The following is a 20,807-nucleotide window of genomic DNA, read 5'->3' on the forward strand; positions in this document are numbered from 1 at the left end:
ACTCCGATGTCCCCGCACCGATGGCGTGGAGACGAGTTCAAACATGGGTCAATTCTCGATGGAAAAACCGAAGCTGCCTGGGTCAGCTCTCAGTGGAAATCAACAGCCAGACCCCTAGAGGGAGGGGGGGACGAAAGTCGGCGACCTAAGGGTCGGGACCGGCAGGCTAATAGCCAAAACCTCCGCGCAAAATTCGGCGGTTTGATTTTTTCTTTGGGTTCAACAATTTAGGGCAAATCGTACCCCACACGAGGGTCCGGCATGCACTGAGCGCATGGAGATTTTGGACGGCTTTGGGCGGCATATGGACGGCTGGTCTCTCCGCTAACCTATTCCGTCTGATGATGATTGGACGGCTTGGACGGCTTGGACAGCTTCCTTTCTTTTTAAGAAAAGGATTCTTCATAGGAGAGGTGTGACCAAGGGTGACGAGAGAGGGGGCTGGAGAGGCTGAAGAGCGTGTGTTTATAAAGACAATAGTGGGTAAAAGCTGTCCAAAGCCGCCCACGCTAACAAAATCAGTATGTTACAGGCGTCTTGCCGTCCAGAAAGCCGCCTAAAGCCGTCCAGACGTCCTGGCAAAGCCGTCCAGTTCGTTAGGTGAGGAATTGAAGCGCTGCACGCGGGGACCTCACGCGGCCGGGCTTGATCCAGCTTTTGTCTCGGCTCTTGGAAGCGGTGGCGGATCGCATCAGCACCGGTCCTCTCTATCCGCGGCCCTCCCTCCGGGCGAACTGGACCCTCTCGGACAGTGGGGGATAAGCGGGCATCAGGGTACGGGGGCAGATCAAGAGGCAAGGGAAGAACCATCAGGCAATGTCAGCAGCTGACCTCTCAGCCTGCCGCGCCAGAACAGCCCTCCAGCATTCCTGCTCCGTTGTAGAGCTCAACATGGCGCTCTTGCCGGTGCTCCCCGGCGGGGCGTTTTCACATCACAGGTCGAGACATGGCCTCTCGCATCGACGCCATAGAAGGTCGCTGGCAAGGGTTTGATTGGAAGACGGGTTAGGCGCTGACGGTGCCAGGAGGTCTCTGGCCGGCGCGTACAGAGCCATTCTTGGCCGCTTTTATGATCCTAAAAGGAGAGAATATTGATGTTTGGTTTCTGGGTGTCAGCTTTGTCACCCCTTGTTTGCCGAGGACGCGGCCAATGAAGGCGGTATCGAGCATCTTGGGCGTCTCCGCCAACCATGCCGCAAGCCCCTTGGCCTCCTCGTAGAACGGCAGCACCTTCTCCGTGAGGGTGACGATCAGGCCGGTGTGCAGTCCCCTGCCCGTTCGGCGGATCTCGGTCGAGACGTAACCGAACTGAACGAGATCCACGAGATAGCGGCGGATCGTCCGCGGCGACCGGCTCATGACAGCGGCGAGCGTCGCCTTGGCAAACTCAGTTGCCCTGCGCTTTCCGCATCGAGCGCGGAGGACTTGCAGGAAGGCCCGAGCGCCAGGCGTGAGGCGGTCGTCGCGAGCCGCCGTCGTCGCCATCTCGCCAGCATATTGTCGGCTTTCGTTCGGTGCTGGACGTGAGTGACGGGGCCGCACTGTTGGCGGCATGGCAGCCAAATTCGTCACGGTGAAGGATTTGGCCGAGCCCACCGCCGCCGATCGGCGCTGTGCTTCACCGACCGATATCAAGCCGTCGCGTTGGTCACGCCAAATAGCCGCCCGAGCTGCGAAGTCGGGATGCGGTTCAAAGTGGAGAGGTTGTCCAGATTGAACACCCTGTTCAAACAGGTCAGCAGGAAACGTTGCGTCAGCCGAGTAGGCGACGCTCAGATATGGCCGCACACGCATAGGCGTGTCGGATCGTTCGGTTGCCATGGTGCTCCTTGCGCGAGGCATGAGAAGACCGTGGCGGAAAACCGCGTTTCACTTGACGATAAGGTGGAGAGGGCCTAATTCTGAAATTGCTTAGGTTTCAGGATGAGGCTCCGTCGCGGTCCCCGCTTCGGGGCCTTTTCTTTTGCGTTATCGCGTCTCCGCTTGTGTTAGAAGGTTCGGCATCAGGCGGCGCTCTGATGGAGCACAGCGGCATCTGCCGGGGTGATGGTGGTTGGGTCTGCTTTTGCGATAAGCACCCGAAGGACTTCTGATCGCGATCCCACGCCTAGACGCGCTTTTAGGTGGTCTAGCGCAGCAATCTCGTCTTCATGCACAACCGCTTCGATCGACCGCATGCCTACGGCACGACGTCGAGCGCGGGTCTCTGCATTTCCAGAAGGCTTGGGCATGGCTTCAGCGTCGACTCGTTGACCTAGTGCGACAGTAGCCGAGTTGATGAAGAGCGACCATTCCTCGTTGACCGGGGATAGCAAGCTTCATGAAAGCCTCACTCCCAGATCGTGGGGAAAAGCATTTAAAAATCAGACGGTTAAGGAATTAATGTCCGTATTCGTTTGGTAGAAAAAAATGTAATGTTAACTGGTAGCTACCACTTGAGTATCGAGATTTTGGGCCGTGTGGTGCTGCGCCAGAAGCTTGGTTGCGAACTCAAAAGCCTCACCCAGGCCCATTCCGCACTCGTCGGCAATCCGGCAAAACTCCTCGATCGTCTCGGCCCGCGTCTTGATATTGAACTGAACGTTCCGGCCCGTGCGGCGTCGGCGTTGCTTCGGGGGTTCCTCTACAGCCTTTGGCGCGACTGGCTCTCGGCTCCGAAACCCAGCGGCCTCGGCCGCGCGCTTCGTGTCTGGCTTCGGCTTGGGCGCAGGCTTCGCCCAAGAGAAGTCGTCGGTCTCGTCGCCGAAGCCGAGGGATGCGCGTTCCGTGCTCATTATGCCGCCGCCTTCTCTGCAACTGCCGACTTCAGCCGGGCAAGAACCTCGCCTGCGAACTCGCGCGCGTTCTGCGCGGCCTTCTCGATATTGCTGACCTGTTTGGGGTCGAGCGTCGCCAGAGTGCCGCCATAGTCGAACAGGTCGCGATAGGCCGCCCGCTCGACGATCGCCGTGTTGAAAATCTCAATGCCCCCGGCCTGCAACTGTTCTGCAACGTTGCGGAGCGCGCGGGACGCAATGGCAGCGCCAGTGCGCGTTAGCACGACCGCATGCGCGATCTTGCGACGAGACATTTTCTCTTGATTGCGGATCAGCTTGATCGTCTTCGCGCCGCCCTTAGCATCCATCGACGATCCTTGGATCGGGATCACGACCAGGTCAGCCATGCCAATCGCGTTCGACACCATGAGCGAGGCGGTGCCTTCAAGGTCGACGATGACGAACTGTGCAACGCGCTCGGCTTCCTCGATCGCATCAACTACAGTGTCCTCGGTCACGTCGCTGGCGATTGTGATGCTCTCCGGCTTGCCGGGCAGCTTTGCCCATTGCGAAATCCAGCGCTCAGGATCGGCGTCGATGATCGTGACGCGCGCGCCCTTGGCTGCGAGCTCTGTCGCGAGGAGGAGGGCGGTTGTCGTCTTTCCCGCGCCCCCCTTTGGATTTGCAAACGCTATGACCGGCATCGGAGCCTCCTGACTAGGTTTTGTCCGACGCCCAATTTAGCGGGCATGCGGTAACAGATAGCTAACGGCTACCCCCGCGCTAACCGATAGCTACCAGTATGCTAACCACTTGCAGACCGATAGCTATCCGATAGCTATTTATTAGCTACCAGCTAGTGGGAGGAGGGACGCGATGGTGATTTGCCCCATTGAAATGGTTCGCCCTGATGTATGGCGTTGAGAGCCTGAAGGAGGACGGACATGGCAAGACGATCCAAGCCCGAAAGATCGTGGCGAAGCATTAGAGTCAGCTCCAGAAGGGCCATCTTCGGGTCGGTCATCGCCATCTTAGGCTCCAGGTTCGAGTTCGCATCCGAACCCTAACCGAAGCTCGGTGATGGCCACCTCCTCAGGGGCCGCTTCCTACACCACGTCCTGGGACACGATCAGCGCGTCCGATCCTATGTCGAAGCCTCGAAGGCGAGGAACACGGCTCGAGCCTATCAGGCAGATGCACGCGCGTTCGATGCATGGTGCGCAGCTCGCGACCATTCCCGCTACCTGCAGCGGCGCAGGCATCTGTCCAGATTGGACGAGGCTGTCGAACCGATCGACAGGGATACCACGTAGAGGGCCGCTAAATCGCGAGACAGGCCTCGGGGAGTGTTTGGAAGCGGCGCCCAGTTCACTCGTCCTTCTTTTCCTGGGCTGCGAAGTCCTTGGCGCCGCGATCATGCCCTTGGTCGTCGATGACGGCTTCGGCCTCCTCGACGGAGATGTTGTGCTTCGCGGCCAGCTCCTCTGCTTCTATGTTCGGTACCTTGGGGGCGGCGGCAGGGGTCTCGTTCGACATGGGTCTCTCCAGCATTTGCTGTCCATCAATGCGGGAGATGGACATTGGTGCCAAACGCCTTTGGAACTCACGACAAATGACCGAACCCAGCCGCTTCTCAAACGTTGCGGGCGTGGAGCCGTCATAAGGATCTACGATGCCCTTCGCGACCTACGTGCCCTTCATTCTTGCGTCGCTTGCGGTTCTGCTGACCCCTGGTCCGACAAACACGATCCTCGCTGCCAGCAGCGCAGCCATGGGGTTGAGAAACGCTAGGCTTCTGCCCCTCGCTGAGGCTGCAGGCTATGCCATCGCTATAAGCGCCTTCCTCACGGCTGCCAGCTACCTCGCTCAGGTAGAAGCTGCCCTGCCGGTTCTCAAGTGCATCGCTGCTGTCTGGCTTCTGTTCTCAGCTTGGAAGCTGTGGTCCCAACCCGTCATGCAAGAGGTTCCCGACCTAAGCAGCGCCATGAAGAGAGTGTTCGTCACGACCCTGCTAAATCCCAAGGCCATGCTCGTCGGAACCATCATCATCCCAACATTCCTGCCGGCACAGCCGATAAGCGCAGTGGCATGTTTCATATGCCTGTCTATGACTGCCGGCTTGGCCTGGATAACGGTTGGATCGATGATCCCAGGGCGGCTACGGCCCTACGCCTACAAAACCGCAGCCGTGATTATAGGCTTCTTTTCGTTCGCGGCCGTCAGCAGCGCTGCCAACCTTGTATGATCTCAACCACATAGAGGCATCGCCTGTTGGAAGTGACCTATCGGAACCAATATTGAAATGCTGAAGGGCCACGAACATACGCGCTTTAGGCTTCTTCTCTGACTTGTCGACCATGCCTATTCGTCGACGAGGAGATCCACCGGCACATCGAGCACGTCCGACAGAACCGCCAGCTCAAGGTTCCGGGGCGTCGATCCCTGCTCGATGGCGGCAAGGCGTTCGTCCGTCATGCCAGCCTCTGCGGCCACGTCGTGTTGAGACTGCCCTGACGACTGCCGGAACGCCTTCACCGCGGGCGTGCCCTCTTCGATCGCATCGACGACGGGATCGGGGATCTCGAACTCGGTCTCGCTCATCGTCTCATCTCTCGCAGGCACCTTCGCTGAGGCGGCATGCTGAAGAGCGACGACATTGGCTTTCCGTTCCATGGTCGCGTCGAGAAGAGCCTGCCACGACTTAGCAGCCGTCAGGTGCTTCTCTCGGACTTGCGGGAGAGACGCCGCTTCGGCAGCCGCGAGACAGGCTGCCAACCTTGCTCGGTAAACCTCCTCACCATCCATCATTTCAGACCCACCCTTTGGTCTGCTTCGGCTCTTTCGGCCCGCCGGCGTCTCACGGCTGCAAAGGAGTTCTTACGCTCTTCAGTCAGCATGATTAGCTCGCCATGGAAGGGCAGTTCCGAGAATGCCTTCTCAATCTCCAGCCGGCGCCAGATCAGGCGTCCTTCGGCTTTGCATGGTCTCGGCATTCTCCCATCTGCGACGAGCTTGTCGAAAAGCGAAATTACCATGCCGACGTGTGCAGCGGCATTTGGACGAGACAGGCCGATTGGGTCGCACTTCAACGGCATCTTGGTCTCCATTACCTAAGCTCCGTAAGCTGGGGAGCCGCTGATGGTAAGATTTTGCTAACCATCCTGTAGCTTGGCACGGAACTTAAAGGTTTAGACGTATCTTATGAAGTCATGTGATTTCAGATGGATACGCGCAGCGATGCAGGACAAGACCCACCTTCCCGTCGCCGCGGCTCTCCCTGATGTTGTGTCCTTCGCTAGTATCGAAGCTCGCTCGCTATCAGGCCTAGCAGACGAATGCGCTCGATGGCTCCGCAACACGTCGGAGTGCCACGCCTCGATCGTCACGCCCGCGGCAAAGACGCTGTGGGCCGTCCTCGTCCAAGGCGAGGTCGACCACGTGACTGAGACTTACGACCGCCTACAGCTTGAGCTTTCCAGCCGACGGCGTCAGGGACTTTGCGACGCCTAGAGCGTTTCGGACAACATAACCGCGTCTGCCATCGACCGCTTGACCATGCCCCAAGCTTCGAAGTGCGGTGCCTTGATGATCGCTCTATCGAGTTCGACAACGCCATGGTGGCGGTCATCCTTGCGGATATGTTCGTAAAGCTGAACGACGGCCTCCTTTGGTCCTTCTAGGATCTGAAGCACCCTTTCGCCGTCAACGGCGAGAACCCCCGTGATGCCCCGGCTCTGGTTGGCAGGAGCAGACAAAGCCACGATGTCATTGATGCACGTCGGACCACAATCGTGAGCCAGTAGGCTCGCATAGGTCAGACGGATCAACATGAACGACGCTCCTAAGCAGCGAGACGAGCCAGCGTGACCGGCTTTCTGTGTTGCGACGATGGCCCACGATCGAAGTTCTCGGCGTCGTGAGATTGGTCGTAGATGGTGGCTCCCAGCTGTCCCGCAACCTGCCAGAGAGACTGCTCGTCACACTGAGAGGCGATGGTCAGTCCGAGCTGGCGCATATGGCAGCGGCCGACACAGAACACCGCGAGACGCGCCCGCTCTAGCGGCTTCAGCGAGCGGACGACAGAGTGAACCCGTTCCTCCGTCGACCGCAGCAGCAGGCCGAGCGTTTCCAGGTTGATCGGGGCGACGGCTTCGTTCGGTTGATAGCGGCTGGTCATGTTGGTGCTCCCAAAGCTCGGGATCACCCTCAGCAGCAAAGCTGTGTTGAAGCTGGTGCCAACGCATCATTGCCCGATGCTCTAAGTCACTGTTGCATAATGGCTTCATGAAACGAGCTGCATATCCTGCGAGCTTCACACAGGGTGCTCGCACTACTGTTTGGAAGGACAACTGGAGGAAATCGAGATGAGCGGAGAGCGTAAGATCGAAGGTGCACGCGCCTTCAATCGGGGAGCCGAACGTCACACGTGCCCTTACGCACCAGGCACCATTGCTTTCCACGACTGGATAGATGGCTGGGCGCAGCAGAAGTCAGAGTTCGAGCAACGGCTTCAGCATGAACACGTCGCCATGAGCTTCAGGAAGGCGGGCTGATCGTCAGTCGTCTTGGGTTGACGCATATGGCAGTGAAGCTGGAGCTCGCGACTGCCTATTCGTGTATGACCTATGTCATCACTGTGGCCGGGGTGGAGCAAGGAACACGTGGGCTTCTTCTCCTGGATCCTCGGCCGTCAGCGACCAGATCACCTTTCCATGGGAGGTCTGCGCGCCGCAGACCCTGCTGATGTTCCAGCACCTGACGCTTATCCGACAGCGGAGGATCTCGAGCTTCGGTTCAGCCGCTCCGGCATGTTCCACGCTGAAGCGATCGAGCAGTTCGCCGTGAGCGCTGCGCAGTTTCTCCGAGACGGTTCGGATTACAGAGATGTCGTTGCGACCATTGTGCGATCGGGAGATCGTCTCCCTCCGGATCGGGTGAGGGCTCTTGGGCTCCCGCCCAGCTACCTCATCGGCCGGGACTTCAGCGATGGTCTCATCACGAGGGACGTCGTTTCAGCGCCAGGCCGTCTTGAGGACATGATCCATCTCGCCTGTTCCAGAGCGGCTCAACTCCATGCGCTGCGGATCTTTCAGAAAGACAACATTCGATATGTTCGCCTGCTGTCGCCTCGTGACGTTCGGCAGACCGCGTTAGAACGTCGGTTCAGCAGCCGGAAGATCACAATGGCCGAGGCCACCGAGTTGGTGACCTCTCGAGGTGATGAGATGCGCAGGAGCACGTTCGCTGCCGTTGTCGATCATGAGAATAGGAACGGCTAGACAAAGCCAACGAGGCCTGAAGCTCGTGGCAGATGCACGCTATCTCAGCGGCAGACGCAGATATGCCTACTGATAATGAGACGGCATGCACATCGCCCCTCTCCCAGCGAAGGCCTCACACAGCGACATCGGCTGCTTCCCAGCGATCATATCGAGAAGGCACACCCGGCTGGCATGGGATAGACGTCAGTTCCGTTCTACAATCGAGGGCGGTGGGCCGAATAAGAACTCTGGTAGGAAACGTCAGATGCTAAAACTCTTCGTTCCGGTCGCATCGCTCATGATTTTCGCCGCACCCGCGCTTGCGCTGGAGGTAACGAAAACCTCAACCGTTGCCGCGTCTCCTGAAACTGTTTGGAAAACAATCGGCGGATTTTGCGGAATTGGCGAATGGCACCCCGTGGTCGAGAAATGCGCTCTTTCGGAGAAGGGGAGCAAGCCGGAACGCACCCTGACGCTGAAGGGTGGCGGCACCCTCGTTGAAGAAGAGCAAGCCCGTGACGAGGCATCAATGAGCTACACCTACACCATCCTTTCGGGACCGCTTCCAGTGGAGGATTACAAGTCCACCATTATGGTCACGAAGGAAGGCGACGGCTCAAAGGTGACTTGGTCCGGGGACTTCAAAGCCAAAGGTGCAACGGACGAGAAAGCCCAAGAGGTCATCGGTGGCGTCTATGAGGCGGGCCTGAAAAGCATTTCCGAACGAGCAAAATAATCTGGGTCGAACCCTAAACAGGGATGGCGTATCGCCCCCATGACTTGACGGCGCCGGTCCCCATCGGCACCGTTCACCAGATCCTCCCGCCGACCTAATCGCAGGCAGGGAAGACAACCGTTGCGATGTTCACAACGGTTGAGACGCGGCGACGCAGCGCATCAGGTTTCGAGGCCGAGCGAGATTAGGGGCCAAGAACCTTCATCCCCACCGATGGAGGCTTTGATGCCAACTACTGAAAGTGCAGTCGGGTCCCGCCTTAAGCGCAGGGGTTACGCCCTGTCCAAGTCGCGGAGCCGAACCAAGAGCGACCCGAACTTCGGGCAGTTCCATATCTATGACCCGTTCACCAACTTCGTCGTGGACGGATGCGGGAACTACGGGTTCATGATGTCGCTGAAGGAGGTCAACGAGGCTTCCAAGGCGATAGAGCGAAATTCCCGAATGTGAGATCAGAAGGCCGGTCCAGATTTTGGATCGGCCTTTTTCGTTTTGGGTTGTTCAGCGTGAGGCAATGACCTGCGGCTCAGCGTCCAAGGTCACGAGCAGCTTTCCCGAACGTGTGACCGACCAGTCGATCGTAGCAGACTGCTCGAAAGCTTCCTCGTCGATCTCCTTACAAGCACCGTAGACGTTCTCGTTGCCAGTGCCGCTCAAACGGATCTGCACCGCGAGCTCCTGCTGGCACTCGTCGGCGCTTTCATATGCAACGACTGGAACCTGAATTTCCGTGCAGGTGCTGGCATCGGCGTTGCACCCAACTAGCAACATGAAAGCGGCGATGTGTTCCACGGCTGCGTCTCCTTTGACAGAGACCACAATGGGCAGCCAAGGTCTTGGTTCCTTAAGGATTTCAAGCTCGGGCTAAAACCTGAATACGCTTGGCATTTTATGAAAAGGGGATCGCTGGGCACCAGAGCGGCACCCAGCTCAGGCGGTTTTTAAACTGAAAATCGATCTCGTGACCTACTGTTTACTTGGCTTCCGGTGCTACCGGCTGTCCAGTTGCGGAACTGTAGGTGATCGTCACCTCTGCGCCGTCGCTCATGTAGTAGACAACACGATAGTTATCATCTTTGAGCTCAATGCTCCCAAGATAGGCATAGCCCTCACGCTTCTCGATGGCTGCAACAATCTCGGACGCCTTTACCCCATTCGGTGCAGGCATCGTCGGTTCAGCTGCAATGGACCCGACGACTGACAACATTAGAAACCCCGACGCCAAAATACCACGCATGTCTGGTCCTCAAAAATATAGCCAGGCGCTGGAGCGCTAGCCAAATGGTCGTCCCCTTCGGCAATCTAGAGATCTGACCTCCTTAAGGTAGGCTTCCGACAACCTCGTCTGCTGCGACGTGCAGGGCTCCGACCGGACATTGTAAATTGTTGGCTGGAACTAAAGCGATGGGGGGACTGTTTGCCGACCCAGGGACGACAAACATACGGAACGAACCGATGAACACTCGTATCGCTTTTGCCGCTGCATCGCTCTTGGCGCTGACAGTTGGCTCTGTTTCGGCCCAGACAGCTGTGGTTACCCAGAAGGAAGACCCAAGCGGTGCTCTCGCTGGAGCAGGGACTGGTGCTGTTGCCGGGGCCGTCGTCGGTGGACCTGTTGGGGCTGCGGTTGGCGGTGCTGTAGGCCTTGTCGTTGGTGCTGCCGCTACACCTGCAGAAACAGAAATCAGCTACGTCCGGAGCAATCGCGTCGATCCGGTCGTGATTGACGGAGATCTGGCTGTCGGAACTCAGCTTCCTGAGACCGTGACGCTTCAGGAAATCCCACAGTCGAAATACCGCTACGTCTACGTCAACGAACGTCCGGTATTCGTAGATCCGACCACTCGTCAGGTCGTCTACATCGAGAAGTGACACTCGCCTTCGAGCAGGCAACGTCTCAAGACTGAACGACGCCCATCGGCTTTCCGGTGGGCGTTTTCGCTTCAGTTGAGGAGTGGTGGTTTTGCACGGCCTCTTCGGACATCAAAGCGTCCGTGCCCGTAGGCACCAAGAGAGCTGAGATCTGATCCATCAAACGAAGGAAATCGAGCGGCTTAGGGTGGTAGTCGTCGCACCCTGCCTCAAGTGTTTTCTCGCGGTCTCCTGAAGCGGCCTGCGCTGTCAGAGCGATGATCGGCATACGGGGCAAAGAAGGATCTGCTCGCAGCGTAAGCGCAGCGGTCCACCCATCCATCACGGGCATGTTCATGTCGAGGAGAATAAGGTCTGGATTGACCGCGCGGGCCTTGTCCACCCCATCTTGTCCATCATGAGCGATGACGACCTCATACCCACGACGCTCCAGTCGGCGGGACACGAATTCCCAGATCTCCTCATGATCCTCAACCAACAAAATTCGTGGCATGGTCTGATCCAGTTACAGTTGGGACGAGTGCTATCGGATCAGGATTGATTGCTGGGTGCCTGTTTAGAGGCACCCAGCAATAGGCGGTTTACGCTGGAAGGGACGATACAGCGCAGCCGCTTCTCGGGATCACGGTTCGTCCTCTAAATGTCCGGCGCTGAATGCTAGATGAACGCAAACTCTCGCTTTTGAAGCTTCATGGTTCGGTAGAGCACTTACCGATCGATTGATGACAAGTTTAAAAAAGTGAAATTCAGTGAGCAACATGATGCTCTTGTGGCAGCAAGTTTGATCGGGTCCTAGTGCTTATTCTCCACTTGTGAGGCTCGATAGGATTGCGAGAGACGTCATGAAACAGCATGGTCCTGTAAGCCATTCTCAAGAAACCCTTACACAACCCGGCTGGACAAAATTCCTATGCAGGCGATTGCGTACATTCGGACCTCTTCAGCGGCCAACGTCGGAGAGGACAAGGACAGCCACAAGCGGCAGCTTGCCGCGATCAGCGCCTATGCCAAAAAGGCAAAGCTGGACATCATCGCGTCCTACTACGACGCCGCCGTTTCCGGCATGGACCCGATCGACCAGCGTGATGGCTTCTCACAGCTCCTAGACCACATCGAGGGCAACGGTGTTCGAACCGTCATCGTCGAGGACGCCACCCGGTTCGCCCGCGACCTCCTCACCCAGGAACTCGGCATCCTCCTCCTCATCAAGCGCGGCGTCACGATCCTGACCTCCTCAGGCGAAGATCTGACGCAGACTGACGACCCGATGAAGAAGGCCATGCGGCAGATCGCAGGCGTCTTCGCCGAGTTGGAGAAGCACCGGCTTGTCTCGAAGCTGAAGGGAGCCCGCGAGCGCAAGAAAGCTGCCACCGGCAAGTGCGAGGGACGCAAAAGCCACGCCGAGATGACGCCCGATATCGTTACGCTGGCGAAGCGCCTTCGTCGGAAGGATCGAGTGAAAGGCACGATTAGGTCCTACCGTGAGATTTCGGCGAAGCTCGCCGAGGCAGGCCACCTGAACATCAACTGCAAGCCTTTCGCACCGGCATCGGTGCAGAGCATGGTTCAAGGTTCAACACGGAGACGACCCGCTTGAAGGGTCAGGCTGATTAGCCAGTTCCTCCTCCGCGACTTGCGCTTAATGAAAGCCGTCGATCAAAGATGGCGTGTGCGTCGCCTCCGATGTGCCTGATCATTGTGGGACCTACCAAATGCTGAAGCCAACCTCGTTCGCCCTTTGCATGTTCGATCCGGACGGCATTTACCCTGGCAACCGGTTTGCAGACCGTCAGGCCCTCGTTTTCGGTACCATGCCTGGACCAGAAAAACGGGATCATGAGATCAGCATCTTTCGGGTGGAAGCCGTTGAGGCAGATACCTTTGACGGCACGATCTATCTGGGCCGCAAGCCAGATGGATCGGAGAGCTATGGTCGAACTCACCAGCGCGTTCATCAGGAGGAGGTTCTAACGACCACTACATCGCTGGCCGAAGCGGTCGCCAAACGGCAAGCGATCCTTCTCGTAGGGATCGAAGCTGACGGGGAAGCCCAAGGACAGCAGGAGTCCTCAAACGACGCAGTCGGAGAAGGCGTCCGAACGCGAGCAATGACGCAGCTACGCATCATCATTCCCGAGGCTTTCGTACGACGCTGACCACCTACCAAAACGCAAGAACGCCCCCCAGGCCGCTCAAGGCTTGGGGGGCGCTATCTTCAGGTGCCGCGCGGAACGATTAGTTCAAAGTGACGCGACCCGTATTTTGTTCAGGTTCCGAGCGGCTTACTGGAAAAGACGCAGGATCTGCTGAGTGCCGGAGTTGGCGATCGAAAGCGCCTGAACGCCGAGCTGCTGCTTAGTCTGCAGAGCCTGGAGACGGGTCGACTCCTCGCTCAGATCGGCATCGATGAGGTTACCCACACCCTTGTCGATCGTATCCATCAGCGTGTCCACAAAGGTCTGCTGAAGTTCAACACGCTTGGCAACCGAGCCGAGGCTGGCGGCAGCCGAGGTGACCTTCGTGATCGAGTCGTTGACGACCTTGATGTAGGCCGAGAGAACCGCCGACTGGTCTGTCGTGCTGAGAGCGGTGAAGTTGCTTGCCGTGATGTTGATCTTATCGACGGACATCTTATTGCTGCCCGACACGCCCTGCGCGTCGGTAACGACAAGAGCACCCAAGCCCGGCGTCACAGCTTCAAACTTCAGCTTGTTCGAGCCGCCGCCATTGTCAGCAACGGTGACGTCCGAAATACCGGCCGCCGTCATTGCCGCCTGAGCGACGGTGACGAAATTGCCAATGTTGGCAATGGTTCCGGTCGAACCACCGAGCTGCGCGTCGATGAGCGTTTTGTTGATCGTCACCGTCTTAGTGGCACCGGCACCCATCTTGACTGTGAACGACAGCGAGTCGTCAGCGTCAAGCGTAAGAGGGCCAACGAACGCATTCGTGCTGATCGCGGTCGCCTTCGTTGCCGGCGCACCAGCTCCACCCGTAACGATACCGCCAGACGTCGCAAGGCCGAGGCCGGTCGTCGTCTTACCGTCGCCATCAACCGCCACGACGTTGTCGAGCGTGATGTACTGCGTGCTACCCTTCGCAACCGTCGAGAACGAGATTGCGCCCGTGGTCCCGTCAACGTCAACCTTGACGGTGTTAGCGCCGAAGTTCGCGACCTTGTCGAGTTCAGCCTGGACGCGTGCAGCAAACAGAGCACGATCACCCGTAGTACCAGCGAAGCCTTCAGTCGAAATGGAGATCGCCTTAGTCACGCCGGTAACGTTCAGATCGAACGAAATCGTATCACCCTTGTCCATCCCGGAAGCGACAAGAGTATCCAGCGTTCCTGCTGCATAGGTCGCCTTGGTCGACGTGCCGAACGCAGTGGCAGTGGATGCAGCAAGACCGAAGTCCGTTTCTGCATAGGTGGCATCAGTGTCAGTGATCGTTGTTCCGAGTACCGAAATGCTCTTGGCTTCACCCGTTGCCGCAGTTGCGAACGTGTAGACGCCACCAGCTGTCGCAGACCCGACGACAGAACCAGGAGTACCAATTGCAGTGTTCATTGCAGCCGCAAATGCGGTAGCTGCTGCATCCTTATCAGCATAGTTCGCCGTCAAGAGAGCCGTCGTATAGACCGAGCCATCATAGGTAAACTGGATTGTAAAGCCGTCAGTCGCGTCGGCAGCAGCGCCTGCTGCAAAGGTGCCGGCTGTCGTCGACGCGGCTGTTGCCGTACCATAAGTGGCAAGAGCCGAACCGCTCAGACCAAGCGTGCCCGTGACAACGCCGTTACCATCAACAAGGACGGGAGCAGTGACGTTGAGCGAAGCCGTCGTTCCAGCGTTGCCGCTAGTCAAAACAACCTTGCCTGCCGTGTTGATGCTGGCAGTAGCGACCTGCGATCCGAAAGTCGAGTTGATGGCACCGTTGACAGCAGACAAGAAGGACGTGTTGTCGGTGATCGTGTCCGTAGCGACAGAGATGGTCCGCGTTGCGCCGCCGTCGACCGTGAGATCGAACTTGATCGTGTCTTCCTTGTGCATGCCTGTCAGGCTGAAGTCGCCCATGACAACAACAGCAGCCGTTCCGGTGCTGACGTTTGTGCCAGCAGCACCAGCGGTGACGCCCGTGAGGACAGCAGCTGCGGGCGGAGTACCAGTGGAAACGCCACCGATGAGGAGCGTGGTACCGTCAGCCTTCTTCAGGTCGACCGCGGCGTTAATAAGACCACCACTAACTGCATTGGCGTCGAAAAGTGCAACCTTGCTCGTATCTACGTCGACAGTCCCGATGGTGACCGTGTTATTTGCGTCGCGAGAGAAAGATGCAACAATGGACTTACTGGCGCTGTAGCCGGCAACGGAAGAGTCGACCGAGAGCCAGTTCTCGCCCGAGAATGTCGAAGACGTTGCGATGGACTTCAGCTGATCTTGGAGAGCCGAGATATCGGCCTGAACGGCTGCGCGGTCAACGCCAGCCTGGGTTGCGGAGGTCAGCTTCGACTTGATTTCGTCGAGAACTTCCTTGGCCTTATTGAGGCCCTGATAGGCGACGTCGACGGTCGCCGCGCCGAGGCCGAGCGCGTCCTTGACGGTGGAGAGCGACTTGTTGTCGGACTTCAGCGTCGTGGAGATCGACCAGTAGGCAGCGTTGTCCTTGGCCTCGCCGATCTTCAGACCGGTCGAGATGCGGTTCTGCGTGGTTTCAAGGGCCTTATTCGTCTGCTGCAGGGTGCGCAGAGCGGTCGTGGCCGATGCATTCGTGTTGACGGAGGTCATGGCTGTCCCATTAGACAAAGTACATGGGGACATTGCGGCCCGTGCCGCTGGGGTCGACAGTTGGCGTCATGCCTCAACTCTTTGATCGAGTCGCTGTCAACATCACCAATCTGCCTCGCCAAGGTGAACAGATTGCTAATCAGATCCCCGAATTTTGGGTGAGGGTTTGCACTCGCTTTGCCCATCCGTCGATGAGCGCCGTCTGCATCGCATCAGGGGCGGTTTCTAAGCCGCCGCTGGATAGTACGCTCACCATAGACCGCAGCTCCTCGCCCCCGAGCGACTGAAGACTAACGATCCCTGTCTGACGCAGGTCGTGCGGCGTTGCCGCCTTATCAACAAAGCTCCTCACGACTTCATAAGTGAGAGAGTATCCGACCGGCCGCGCTGGATCACGCTTCGGACCCCCAGATGGAAATACGAACTCAGTCTTCATCTCACGATGCGTGAAGTCACCGAGGTCGATAGCTTTGGCGACTAGATCCAGTGCAAGCTTTGATAGATGAACATAACGAGGTCGTTCGCCTGATGTCCAAAGGCTCCGCTCAAAGTTCACCTCACTTCGTCGCATGGAGATTATGTTGCCGAGAGGCTGGAGTGTGACGCCTGAAGTCATGATTGCGAGGCAGGGTGCACGATCGACAACAGCACCGCCATGAGCACACAAGGAGAGTGCACCCCAAGCGGATTTGAAGGCAGCGTCGCTCAGTTCCCTCGGCTCAACGCTCACAACGGGTGAGAGCAATCTCTTCGTGCGAGGTTTAGAGATGACGCCCCTCTGCACGGCGAATTTGTCGACGTTGGCGAATATGTCTCGCAATCGGCTTGCAGCTCTCTCCGAACCGGATGCGGCGGCATCATCGATCACGATCTGCATGTCAAGGGCATCCAGATCCTTGAATGGGCGCGACCGGAACTCCTTGCTCATGTACCGAGTGAACATGCTCCACTGGATCTTGAGTTCGGACTTGTCGTCAGCTGGTCCATTGTCTCGATAGCTACCGCTTTCAACCTGCACGAGATACCAGTTCATGATCTGGCTGACGGTATTGTCGCTCTCGGCCTGCTGCATCTTTGCCTCCACGAAGGTCCAGCATCACACATGCGATCAATGGCTGTCGTGGGACTGAAGAGTTGCACTAAACCCCGGTCCCGACAGGACATGAGGGTTCACAGGCTTCGGCGCTTGAACGCAAAAAGCCGCCGGGTTCTCACGCAACGGCTCAGCGTCTCTGTCGAGATATGTCTCTACGCCGGATCTTCCGGTGAGGTGATGAGGGGCATCCGCTTCATCAAGCCATCCGGATCCTGCAACAGGCCACGCCCCTCGCTGAAGCCGTCCATCCAGGCCATTCGCAAGCCGGTAGCAGCATGGCCGTAAGGGCAGTCGCATGCTGTGGCATCTCGGTCCATACCGACGCGTCGACCGCGTGCGCGAGCTTGGTCGAGAATGAGGTTAGAGCTTCCGTCGTCAACGCTTGGCATTCAGAGGAACCCTCTATGCGGCGGGAAAGCGATCCTCTGATGTGTTTCAAAACCAAGCAAGGTCCGATGCTGCGGCTGATCGCTCACCTACCGCAGCTAACTCGTGCGCCACCTAAGGATGCGTACCCACCGAAGTCGCTGGAGAACCGTACCTTTTCGACATTGCTCCTGCGGGCCAGCCTCGCACCTCTCAAGAGAGACGCAGCGAAAGAGGCTTCAGGTGCGCTACTTCTTCCACGTCCGTCAGCACAGTGCCCTTCTAAAGGATGACGACGGCATCGAACTCGACGGCATCGACATCGTGCTGCAGGAAGCCACCGCAGGTGCTCGGGACATCATGGCTGAGCGCCTGAAACAGGGATGCCCCTTGGACGTGAACACCACGTTCGAGGTCCATGACGAGGCAGGGAGTGTCGTCCTCTCGCTCTCCTTCGCCTCCGTCCTTCTGATGTCGATCAAGCCTATAGAGCCGCAGATCCACGCGCCTCAAGGCAGAGGCAAGGCCGCGACGGCATCTTCCCGTCGCCCGTAAGCAGACGACCGGGCACGGTGCCGATAGCGGAGTGGTTCCCCCATTCCGCCGTCGGCGCTCAGCGTTGATCAGGGCGTGGCATCTACGCCGGCATCCCGCATCGCCTTCTGTAAGCGATGGACCTCAAACGGCTTCGGCAGAACGATAGCGTTTGGGAACACGTCGCTCACACCCATCTTGCCGTAGCCAGTGGCAAAGCAGAACGGGATGCCGCGGGCGCGAAGCACCTCCGCCACTGGAAACGACTTTTCAGATCCGAGGTTCACGTCGAGAACGGCACCATCGATCGCCTCACGGTCTGCGAGCAGAAGCGCCACCTCAAGACGCATGGCTGGGCCCACAACGTCGAAGCCGAGGTCGATCAGCATGTCCTCGATCATCATGGCGACCATCATCTCGTCTTCGACGACGAGAACACGCTTTTTGGTCGATGCCATCAGATGCCTTTGTTGAGCGGCGCATCAATGGTGCACACGACGCCAGCTGGATCATAAGCAATCCGCACCTCGCCGCCGAGTTCCAAAGCCAATCCTCGTTCGATCAGGCGCGATCCGAAACCTCTTCGGGTCGGCATCGTGACGACCGGCCCTCCTACCTCTCGCCAGACAACAGAGAGCATCAGTCCATTCATTGATGGAATGGCCCGCCACGTGACCTCCACATGCCCCGCCTCCACTGACAAGGAGCCGTACTTCACCGCGTTGGTACAAAGCTCATGCAGGGCCATGGACATGGCGAGCGCGGACTTCGGATCAAGAACGACATCCGGGCCTTGCAAGTGGAACCTAGAGCCTGAGCTTCCGCCATGTGGTCCCACTGTCCGGTCGACAATTTCGCGCATGGCAGCGCCGGACCAGTTCGTTTCGGTGAGGACGTCGTGCGCCTGGGCCAGAGAGACGAGGCGACCCGAGAAATCCCTCTTCGACTGCTCGAATGTTTCTGCTGTCTTGAACGTCTGGGCTGCAATAGCCTGCACCGTCGCCAGCGAGTTTTTTACACGATGGTTCAGCTCGTTGATGAGGAGCTGCAGGTGCTCCTCGCCGAGCCTGCGCTCGTGCACATCCTCAGTCGTGCCGTACCACCTGACGATCTGCCCCCGCTCATCTCGCCGCGGGTAGGCGCGAGAGTGCATCCAGCGATAATCGCCCGATACCATCCGCACCCGATGCTCGATGTCGTAAGGCTCGCCTGTTGTCACCGACTTCGTCCAGGCCGCGATCGACGGCTGCAGATCGTCAGGATGGATGGCCTCACCCCAGGAAGCGCCAAGTCCGCTGCCTCCAGTCCAATCCCGCCAGCGCTCTGCAACGCGATCTAACTGTCCATCCGCGGCCGCCGTCCACGCCGTCTGCGGGTTCAGTTCTGCAGCGTAGCGGTAGTTCTCCTCGCTCTCCCGCAGAGCCTCCTCGAACTCCTCACGCTCGCCGATGTCGAAGACGGAGCCGATGTAGCCAAGGTATTCCCCGTTCGCTCCGAAGCGTGGCTCCGCCTTGTCGATCGCCAAGCGGTACACGCCATCAGCACGCCTCAGACGGTATTCGACATAAAAGGAGGCCTGCGCAGCGTTCGCAGCTACAAACACATCGGTTGCCCGCTGCTGATCGTCAGGATGCGTTGCCTTCGTCCAACCGAGCCCGAGCGCCTCCTCCTCGGTTTGGCCCGTGAACTCATACCAACGGCGGTTCAGGTAGGTGCAGTACCCGCTGGGATCGGTGATCCACATCATCGCTGGCGCTTCGTCGGCCATCGACTGAAAATAATCGACACCAGCCTTCAGAGAGCGTTCTGCCAGGACCTGCCTAGTGGTTTCCGTCGCAACGCAAAGCAGTCCGGCAACGGCGCCATCCTCGCCATGAACCGGGTTGTACGAGAAGGTGAACCAAGCCTCGTCTGCATAGCCCAGGCGCTTCATTGGGATAAGAAGGCTGTCGTGGAAGTTCGCCTCACCTGACAGCGTTTGTATGACGATAGGCTCGATCTGAGACCAGATATCAGACCAGGCTTCCGCAAAAGGCTTCCCCAAAGCGGATGGATGACGATGACCGAAGATCGGGGCGTAATCATCGTTGTAGATGAAGTTGAGGTCGCGACCCCAAGCCACGAACATCGGCTGCTTGGCGTTCAAGACGAGACGAACCATAGTGCGCAGAGGCGAAGGCCACGTTTCCGGCTGACCGAGAGACGACGTCGACCAATCATGCCGACGCATCAGAGCACCCATCTCGCCGCCACCGGACAGAAAGCCTGGAGCGTTGGCCTCAAGTGACTGGTCGTACACGCTATGCCGCCCTGAGCTTTGTCATGGCTCACTTTTCACGAGGCATCCGGATTGGCAATGGCCAGAACGCCCATGCACCTGCATCACCTCCAACTTTGCGACGCGGACGATTGTCTCGACCCCTTTCCATTAGGAGCTGTACTCAGTCAGCCAACACCGCCGTCCGCATCGCCGTCATCATTGTCGTCCGGCAGGCTGCCTACACCAAGGGTCGCATCGGGGTTCGTCATCGCCTCACGGGCTCCGAACCCATACTAAGACCCCCATATTAAGCGACCTTGGCATTACATTTGCCAGAATAGCGGCCCCGTTCTAGCTACATATGTGCTATGAGCATTTATCGGCAGCGGTAATCACCGGAGGCTGCCGAAGAGATTGATGGTTCTCGCCGTTCAGCTCTGCCCTACGGTCGGAGTTGAATGATGACCACGGATGCAAGCGCTGCTCCAATCATGCTTCTCGTTGAAGACGAGAGTGCACTCCTATTGGTTCTAGAAGAAGAGCTCTCCGACGCAGGATTTTCTGTTGTGGTTGCTTCTGACGGGGCGAAGGCGATTGCCGAGCTAGACGCAGATGGAGGTCGGTTCCGAGCCATCATCACTGATGTCCGGCTCGGAAAAGGCCCGAGTGGCTGGGATGTTGGCCATCGCGCGCGCGAAGTCGTATCGGGCATCCCCGTGATCTACATGAGCGGCGACAGCGTGCACGAGTGGTCTGCGAACGGTGTTCCTGAGAGCGTCATATTGCAGAAGCCGTTTGTGATCGCTCAGCTCATCACAGCCCTCACCACACTGCTCAATCAAGCTACCAGTGCGGCTGCCTTGAGCGATGCCATGAAGGGCAACGGCGGCTCCTGAAGCCTGTAATTTCTCAAAACAGTCCGCCGCTTATCAGCAGTCTTTGACGCTGATTGGCTTACTTAAAGGACGAAGCCAGTGACGATCGACATCGCAGCCCCGCCACACGCTGATGACTATCCCAACCGTGTCGCAGATTGTGAGACTGTTGATTTCCACTGAGAGCTGACCCAGGATTTCCATCAAGAACTGACCCGGCTTTGACGATGTTGGGCTGGTCAGGCCTTGGTCAAGTTCCGAGTTTTCTCC

25 protein-coding genes and 1 pseudogene are annotated in these 20,807 nt (G+C 58.1%); 9 read left to right on the forward strand and 17 right to left on the reverse strand.

Features of this window, described 5'->3' with window-relative positions; translation table 11 throughout:
• Nucleotides 1-1,005 precede the first annotated feature (1,005 nt).
• From ASG43_RS22745 to ASG43_RS22750, 5 genes are all read right to left on the reverse strand, one after another.
• Nucleotides 1,006-1,821 carry a helix-turn-helix domain-containing protein gene (locus ASG43_RS22745; RefSeq protein ID WP_156386645.1) on the reverse strand — a complete coding sequence of 272 codons (816 nt, stop codon included), beginning with the start codon at nucleotides 1,819-1,821 and terminating at the stop codon, nucleotides 1,006-1,008.
• Between the two features lie 182 nt (nucleotides 1,822-2,003).
• Nucleotides 2,004-2,231 (reverse strand): ribbon-helix-helix protein, CopG family, encoded by a 228-nt coding sequence (locus ASG43_RS22175; protein WP_082490840.1) that lies wholly within the window; start codon nucleotides 2,229-2,231, stop codon nucleotides 2,004-2,006.
• A gap of 186 nt (nucleotides 2,232-2,417) precedes the next feature.
• A complete protein-coding gene (locus ASG43_RS11105) occupies nucleotides 2,418-2,774 on the reverse strand; it encodes a hypothetical protein (protein ID WP_056504565.1) in 357 nt (118 codons plus the stop codon).
• On the reverse strand, nucleotides 2,774-3,460 hold the full coding sequence (locus ASG43_RS11110) for a ParA family protein (RefSeq protein ID WP_056504568.1): 687 nt from the start codon (nucleotides 3,458-3,460) through the stop codon (nucleotides 2,774-2,776). Before ASG43_RS11110 ends, ASG43_RS11105 begins: the two co-directional genes overlap by 1 nt.
• Before the next feature lie 664 nt (nucleotides 3,461-4,124).
• Nucleotides 4,125-4,292 (reverse strand): hypothetical protein, encoded by a 168-nt coding sequence (locus ASG43_RS22750; RefSeq protein WP_156386646.1) that lies wholly within the window; start codon nucleotides 4,290-4,292, stop codon nucleotides 4,125-4,127.
• Between the two features lie 136 nt (nucleotides 4,293-4,428).
• Here ASG43_RS22750 and ASG43_RS11115 point away from each other — a divergent pair, with 136 nt between their 5' ends.
• On the forward strand, nucleotides 4,429-5,001 hold the full coding sequence (locus ASG43_RS11115; RefSeq protein WP_056504571.1) for a LysE family transporter: 573 nt from the start codon (nucleotides 4,429-4,431) through the stop codon (nucleotides 4,999-5,001).
• Nucleotides 5,002-5,117: 116 nt separating this feature from the next.
• On the opposite strand, the gene ASG43_RS23120 is transcribed toward ASG43_RS11115, so the two are convergent.
• The 4 genes from ASG43_RS23120 to ASG43_RS11135 form a co-directional block, all read right to left on the reverse strand.
• Nucleotides 5,118-5,357, reverse strand: coding sequence for a helix-turn-helix transcriptional regulator (locus ASG43_RS23120; RefSeq protein WP_162244714.1), 240 nt, complete (start codon nucleotides 5,355-5,357; stop codon nucleotides 5,118-5,120).
• A gap of 203 nt (nucleotides 5,358-5,560) precedes the next feature.
• Entirely contained in the window at nucleotides 5,561-5,863 is a 303-nt protein-coding gene (locus tag ASG43_RS23535; RefSeq protein WP_244488066.1) for a hypothetical protein, read from the reverse strand.
• 399 nt (nucleotides 5,864-6,262) lie between these two features.
• Nucleotides 6,263-6,586: a BLUF domain-containing protein gene (locus ASG43_RS11130; RefSeq protein WP_056504583.1), complete on the reverse strand. Its 324-nt coding sequence runs from the start codon at nucleotides 6,584-6,586 to the stop codon at nucleotides 6,263-6,265.
• A gap of 11 nt (nucleotides 6,587-6,597) precedes the next feature.
• Entirely contained in the window at nucleotides 6,598-6,933 is a 336-nt protein-coding gene (locus ASG43_RS11135; RefSeq protein WP_156386647.1) for a hypothetical protein, read from the reverse strand.
• Nucleotides 6,934-7,120: 187 nt separating this feature from the next.
• Here ASG43_RS11135 and ASG43_RS11140 point away from each other — a divergent pair, with 187 nt between their 5' ends.
• From ASG43_RS11140 to ASG43_RS11150, 3 genes are all read left to right on the forward strand, one after another.
• Nucleotides 7,121-7,309: an Rmf/CrpP family protein gene (locus tag ASG43_RS11140; protein WP_056504591.1), complete on the forward strand. Its 189-nt coding sequence runs from the start codon at nucleotides 7,121-7,123 to the stop codon at nucleotides 7,307-7,309.
• 108 nt (nucleotides 7,310-7,417) lie between these two features.
• Nucleotides 7,418-8,035, forward strand: a complete 618-nt coding sequence (locus ASG43_RS11145) for a hypothetical protein (RefSeq protein WP_156386648.1) — start codon at nucleotides 7,418-7,420, stop codon at nucleotides 8,033-8,035.
• 247 nt (nucleotides 8,036-8,282) lie between these two features.
• A complete protein-coding gene (locus ASG43_RS11150; protein WP_056504598.1) occupies nucleotides 8,283-8,753 on the forward strand; it encodes an SRPBCC family protein in 471 nt (156 codons plus the stop codon).
• A 501-nt stretch (nucleotides 8,754-9,254) separates the two neighbouring features.
• Here ASG43_RS11150 and ASG43_RS11160 read toward each other — a convergent pair.
• Together ASG43_RS11160 and ASG43_RS11165 are read right to left on the reverse strand one after the other, a co-directional pair.
• A complete protein-coding gene (locus tag ASG43_RS11160; RefSeq protein WP_056504603.1) occupies nucleotides 9,255-9,545 on the reverse strand; it encodes a hypothetical protein in 291 nt (96 codons plus the stop codon).
• A 181-nt stretch (nucleotides 9,546-9,726) separates the two neighbouring features.
• A complete protein-coding gene (locus ASG43_RS11165; RefSeq protein ID WP_056504605.1) occupies nucleotides 9,727-9,990 on the reverse strand; it encodes a PepSY domain-containing protein in 264 nt (87 codons plus the stop codon).
• A 218-nt stretch (nucleotides 9,991-10,208) separates the two neighbouring features.
• Between ASG43_RS11165 and ASG43_RS22185 the strand changes: the two genes are divergently transcribed.
• Nucleotides 10,209-10,625: a DUF1236 domain-containing protein gene (locus tag ASG43_RS22185; protein WP_244488067.1), complete on the forward strand. Its 417-nt coding sequence runs from the start codon at nucleotides 10,209-10,211 to the stop codon at nucleotides 10,623-10,625.
• Between the two features lie 136 nt (nucleotides 10,626-10,761).
• Here the strand turns inward: ASG43_RS22185 and ASG43_RS11170 are convergent.
• Nucleotides 10,762-11,118: pseudogene (locus ASG43_RS11170) on the reverse strand (response regulator); the annotation flags it as partial.
• Nucleotides 11,119-11,535: 417 nt separating this feature from the next.
• Here ASG43_RS11170 and ASG43_RS11175 point away from each other — a divergent pair.
• Nucleotides 11,536-12,222 (forward strand): recombinase family protein, encoded by a 687-nt coding sequence (locus tag ASG43_RS11175; RefSeq protein ID WP_056504608.1) that lies wholly within the window; start codon nucleotides 11,536-11,538, stop codon nucleotides 12,220-12,222.
• A 115-nt stretch (nucleotides 12,223-12,337) separates the two neighbouring features.
• Nucleotides 12,338-12,781 carry a hypothetical protein gene (locus tag ASG43_RS11180; protein ID WP_056504611.1) on the forward strand — a complete coding sequence of 148 codons (444 nt, stop codon included), beginning with the start codon at nucleotides 12,338-12,340 and terminating at the stop codon, nucleotides 12,779-12,781.
• 126 nt (nucleotides 12,782-12,907) lie between these two features.
• On the opposite strand, the gene ASG43_RS23795 is transcribed toward ASG43_RS11180, so the two are convergent.
• Nucleotides 12,908-15,406 carry a flagellin gene (locus ASG43_RS23795; protein WP_056504614.1) on the reverse strand — a complete coding sequence of 833 codons (2,499 nt, stop codon included), beginning with the start codon at nucleotides 15,404-15,406 and terminating at the stop codon, nucleotides 12,908-12,910.
• A gap of 139 nt (nucleotides 15,407-15,545) precedes the next feature.
• Nucleotides 15,546-16,478: a hypothetical protein gene (locus tag ASG43_RS11190; protein ID WP_056504616.1), complete on the reverse strand. Its 933-nt coding sequence runs from the start codon at nucleotides 16,476-16,478 to the stop codon at nucleotides 15,546-15,548.
• A gap of 633 nt (nucleotides 16,479-17,111) precedes the next feature.
• On the opposite strand from ASG43_RS11190, the gene ASG43_RS11195 reads away from it, so the two are divergent.
• The gene (locus ASG43_RS11195) at nucleotides 17,112-17,423 is read left to right on the forward strand and encodes a hypothetical protein (RefSeq protein WP_056504619.1); all 312 of its coding nucleotides are present in this window, start codon (nucleotides 17,112-17,114) and stop codon (nucleotides 17,421-17,423) included.
• Nucleotides 17,424-17,491: 68 nt separating this feature from the next.
• Here ASG43_RS11195 and ASG43_RS11200 read toward each other — a convergent pair whose 3' ends face one another.
• Together ASG43_RS11200 and ASG43_RS11205 are read right to left on the reverse strand one after the other, a co-directional pair.
• Entirely contained in the window at nucleotides 17,492-17,860 is a 369-nt protein-coding gene (locus ASG43_RS11200; RefSeq protein WP_056504622.1) for a response regulator, read from the reverse strand.
• The gene (locus tag ASG43_RS11205; protein ID WP_162244715.1) at nucleotides 17,860-19,548 is read right to left on the reverse strand and encodes a PAS domain-containing protein; all 1,689 of its coding nucleotides are present in this window, start codon (nucleotides 19,546-19,548) and stop codon (nucleotides 17,860-17,862) included. Before ASG43_RS11205 ends, ASG43_RS11200 begins: the two co-directional genes overlap by 1 nt.
• Before the next feature lie 572 nt (nucleotides 19,549-20,120).
• Here ASG43_RS11205 and ASG43_RS11210 point away from each other — a divergent pair.
• Entirely contained in the window at nucleotides 20,121-20,558 is a 438-nt protein-coding gene (locus tag ASG43_RS11210) for a response regulator (RefSeq protein ID WP_244488068.1), read from the forward strand.
• Between the two features lie 33 nt (nucleotides 20,559-20,591).
• On the opposite strand, the gene ASG43_RS23395 is transcribed toward ASG43_RS11210, so the two are convergent.
• On the reverse strand, nucleotides 20,592-20,807 hold a 216-nt coding region (locus ASG43_RS23395), incomplete at its 5' end, for a hypothetical protein (protein ID WP_210168276.1).

This window comes from Aureimonas sp. Leaf454 (genome assembly GCF_001424685.1).
GTDB lineage: Bacteria > Pseudomonadota > Alphaproteobacteria > Rhizobiales > Rhizobiaceae > Plantimonas.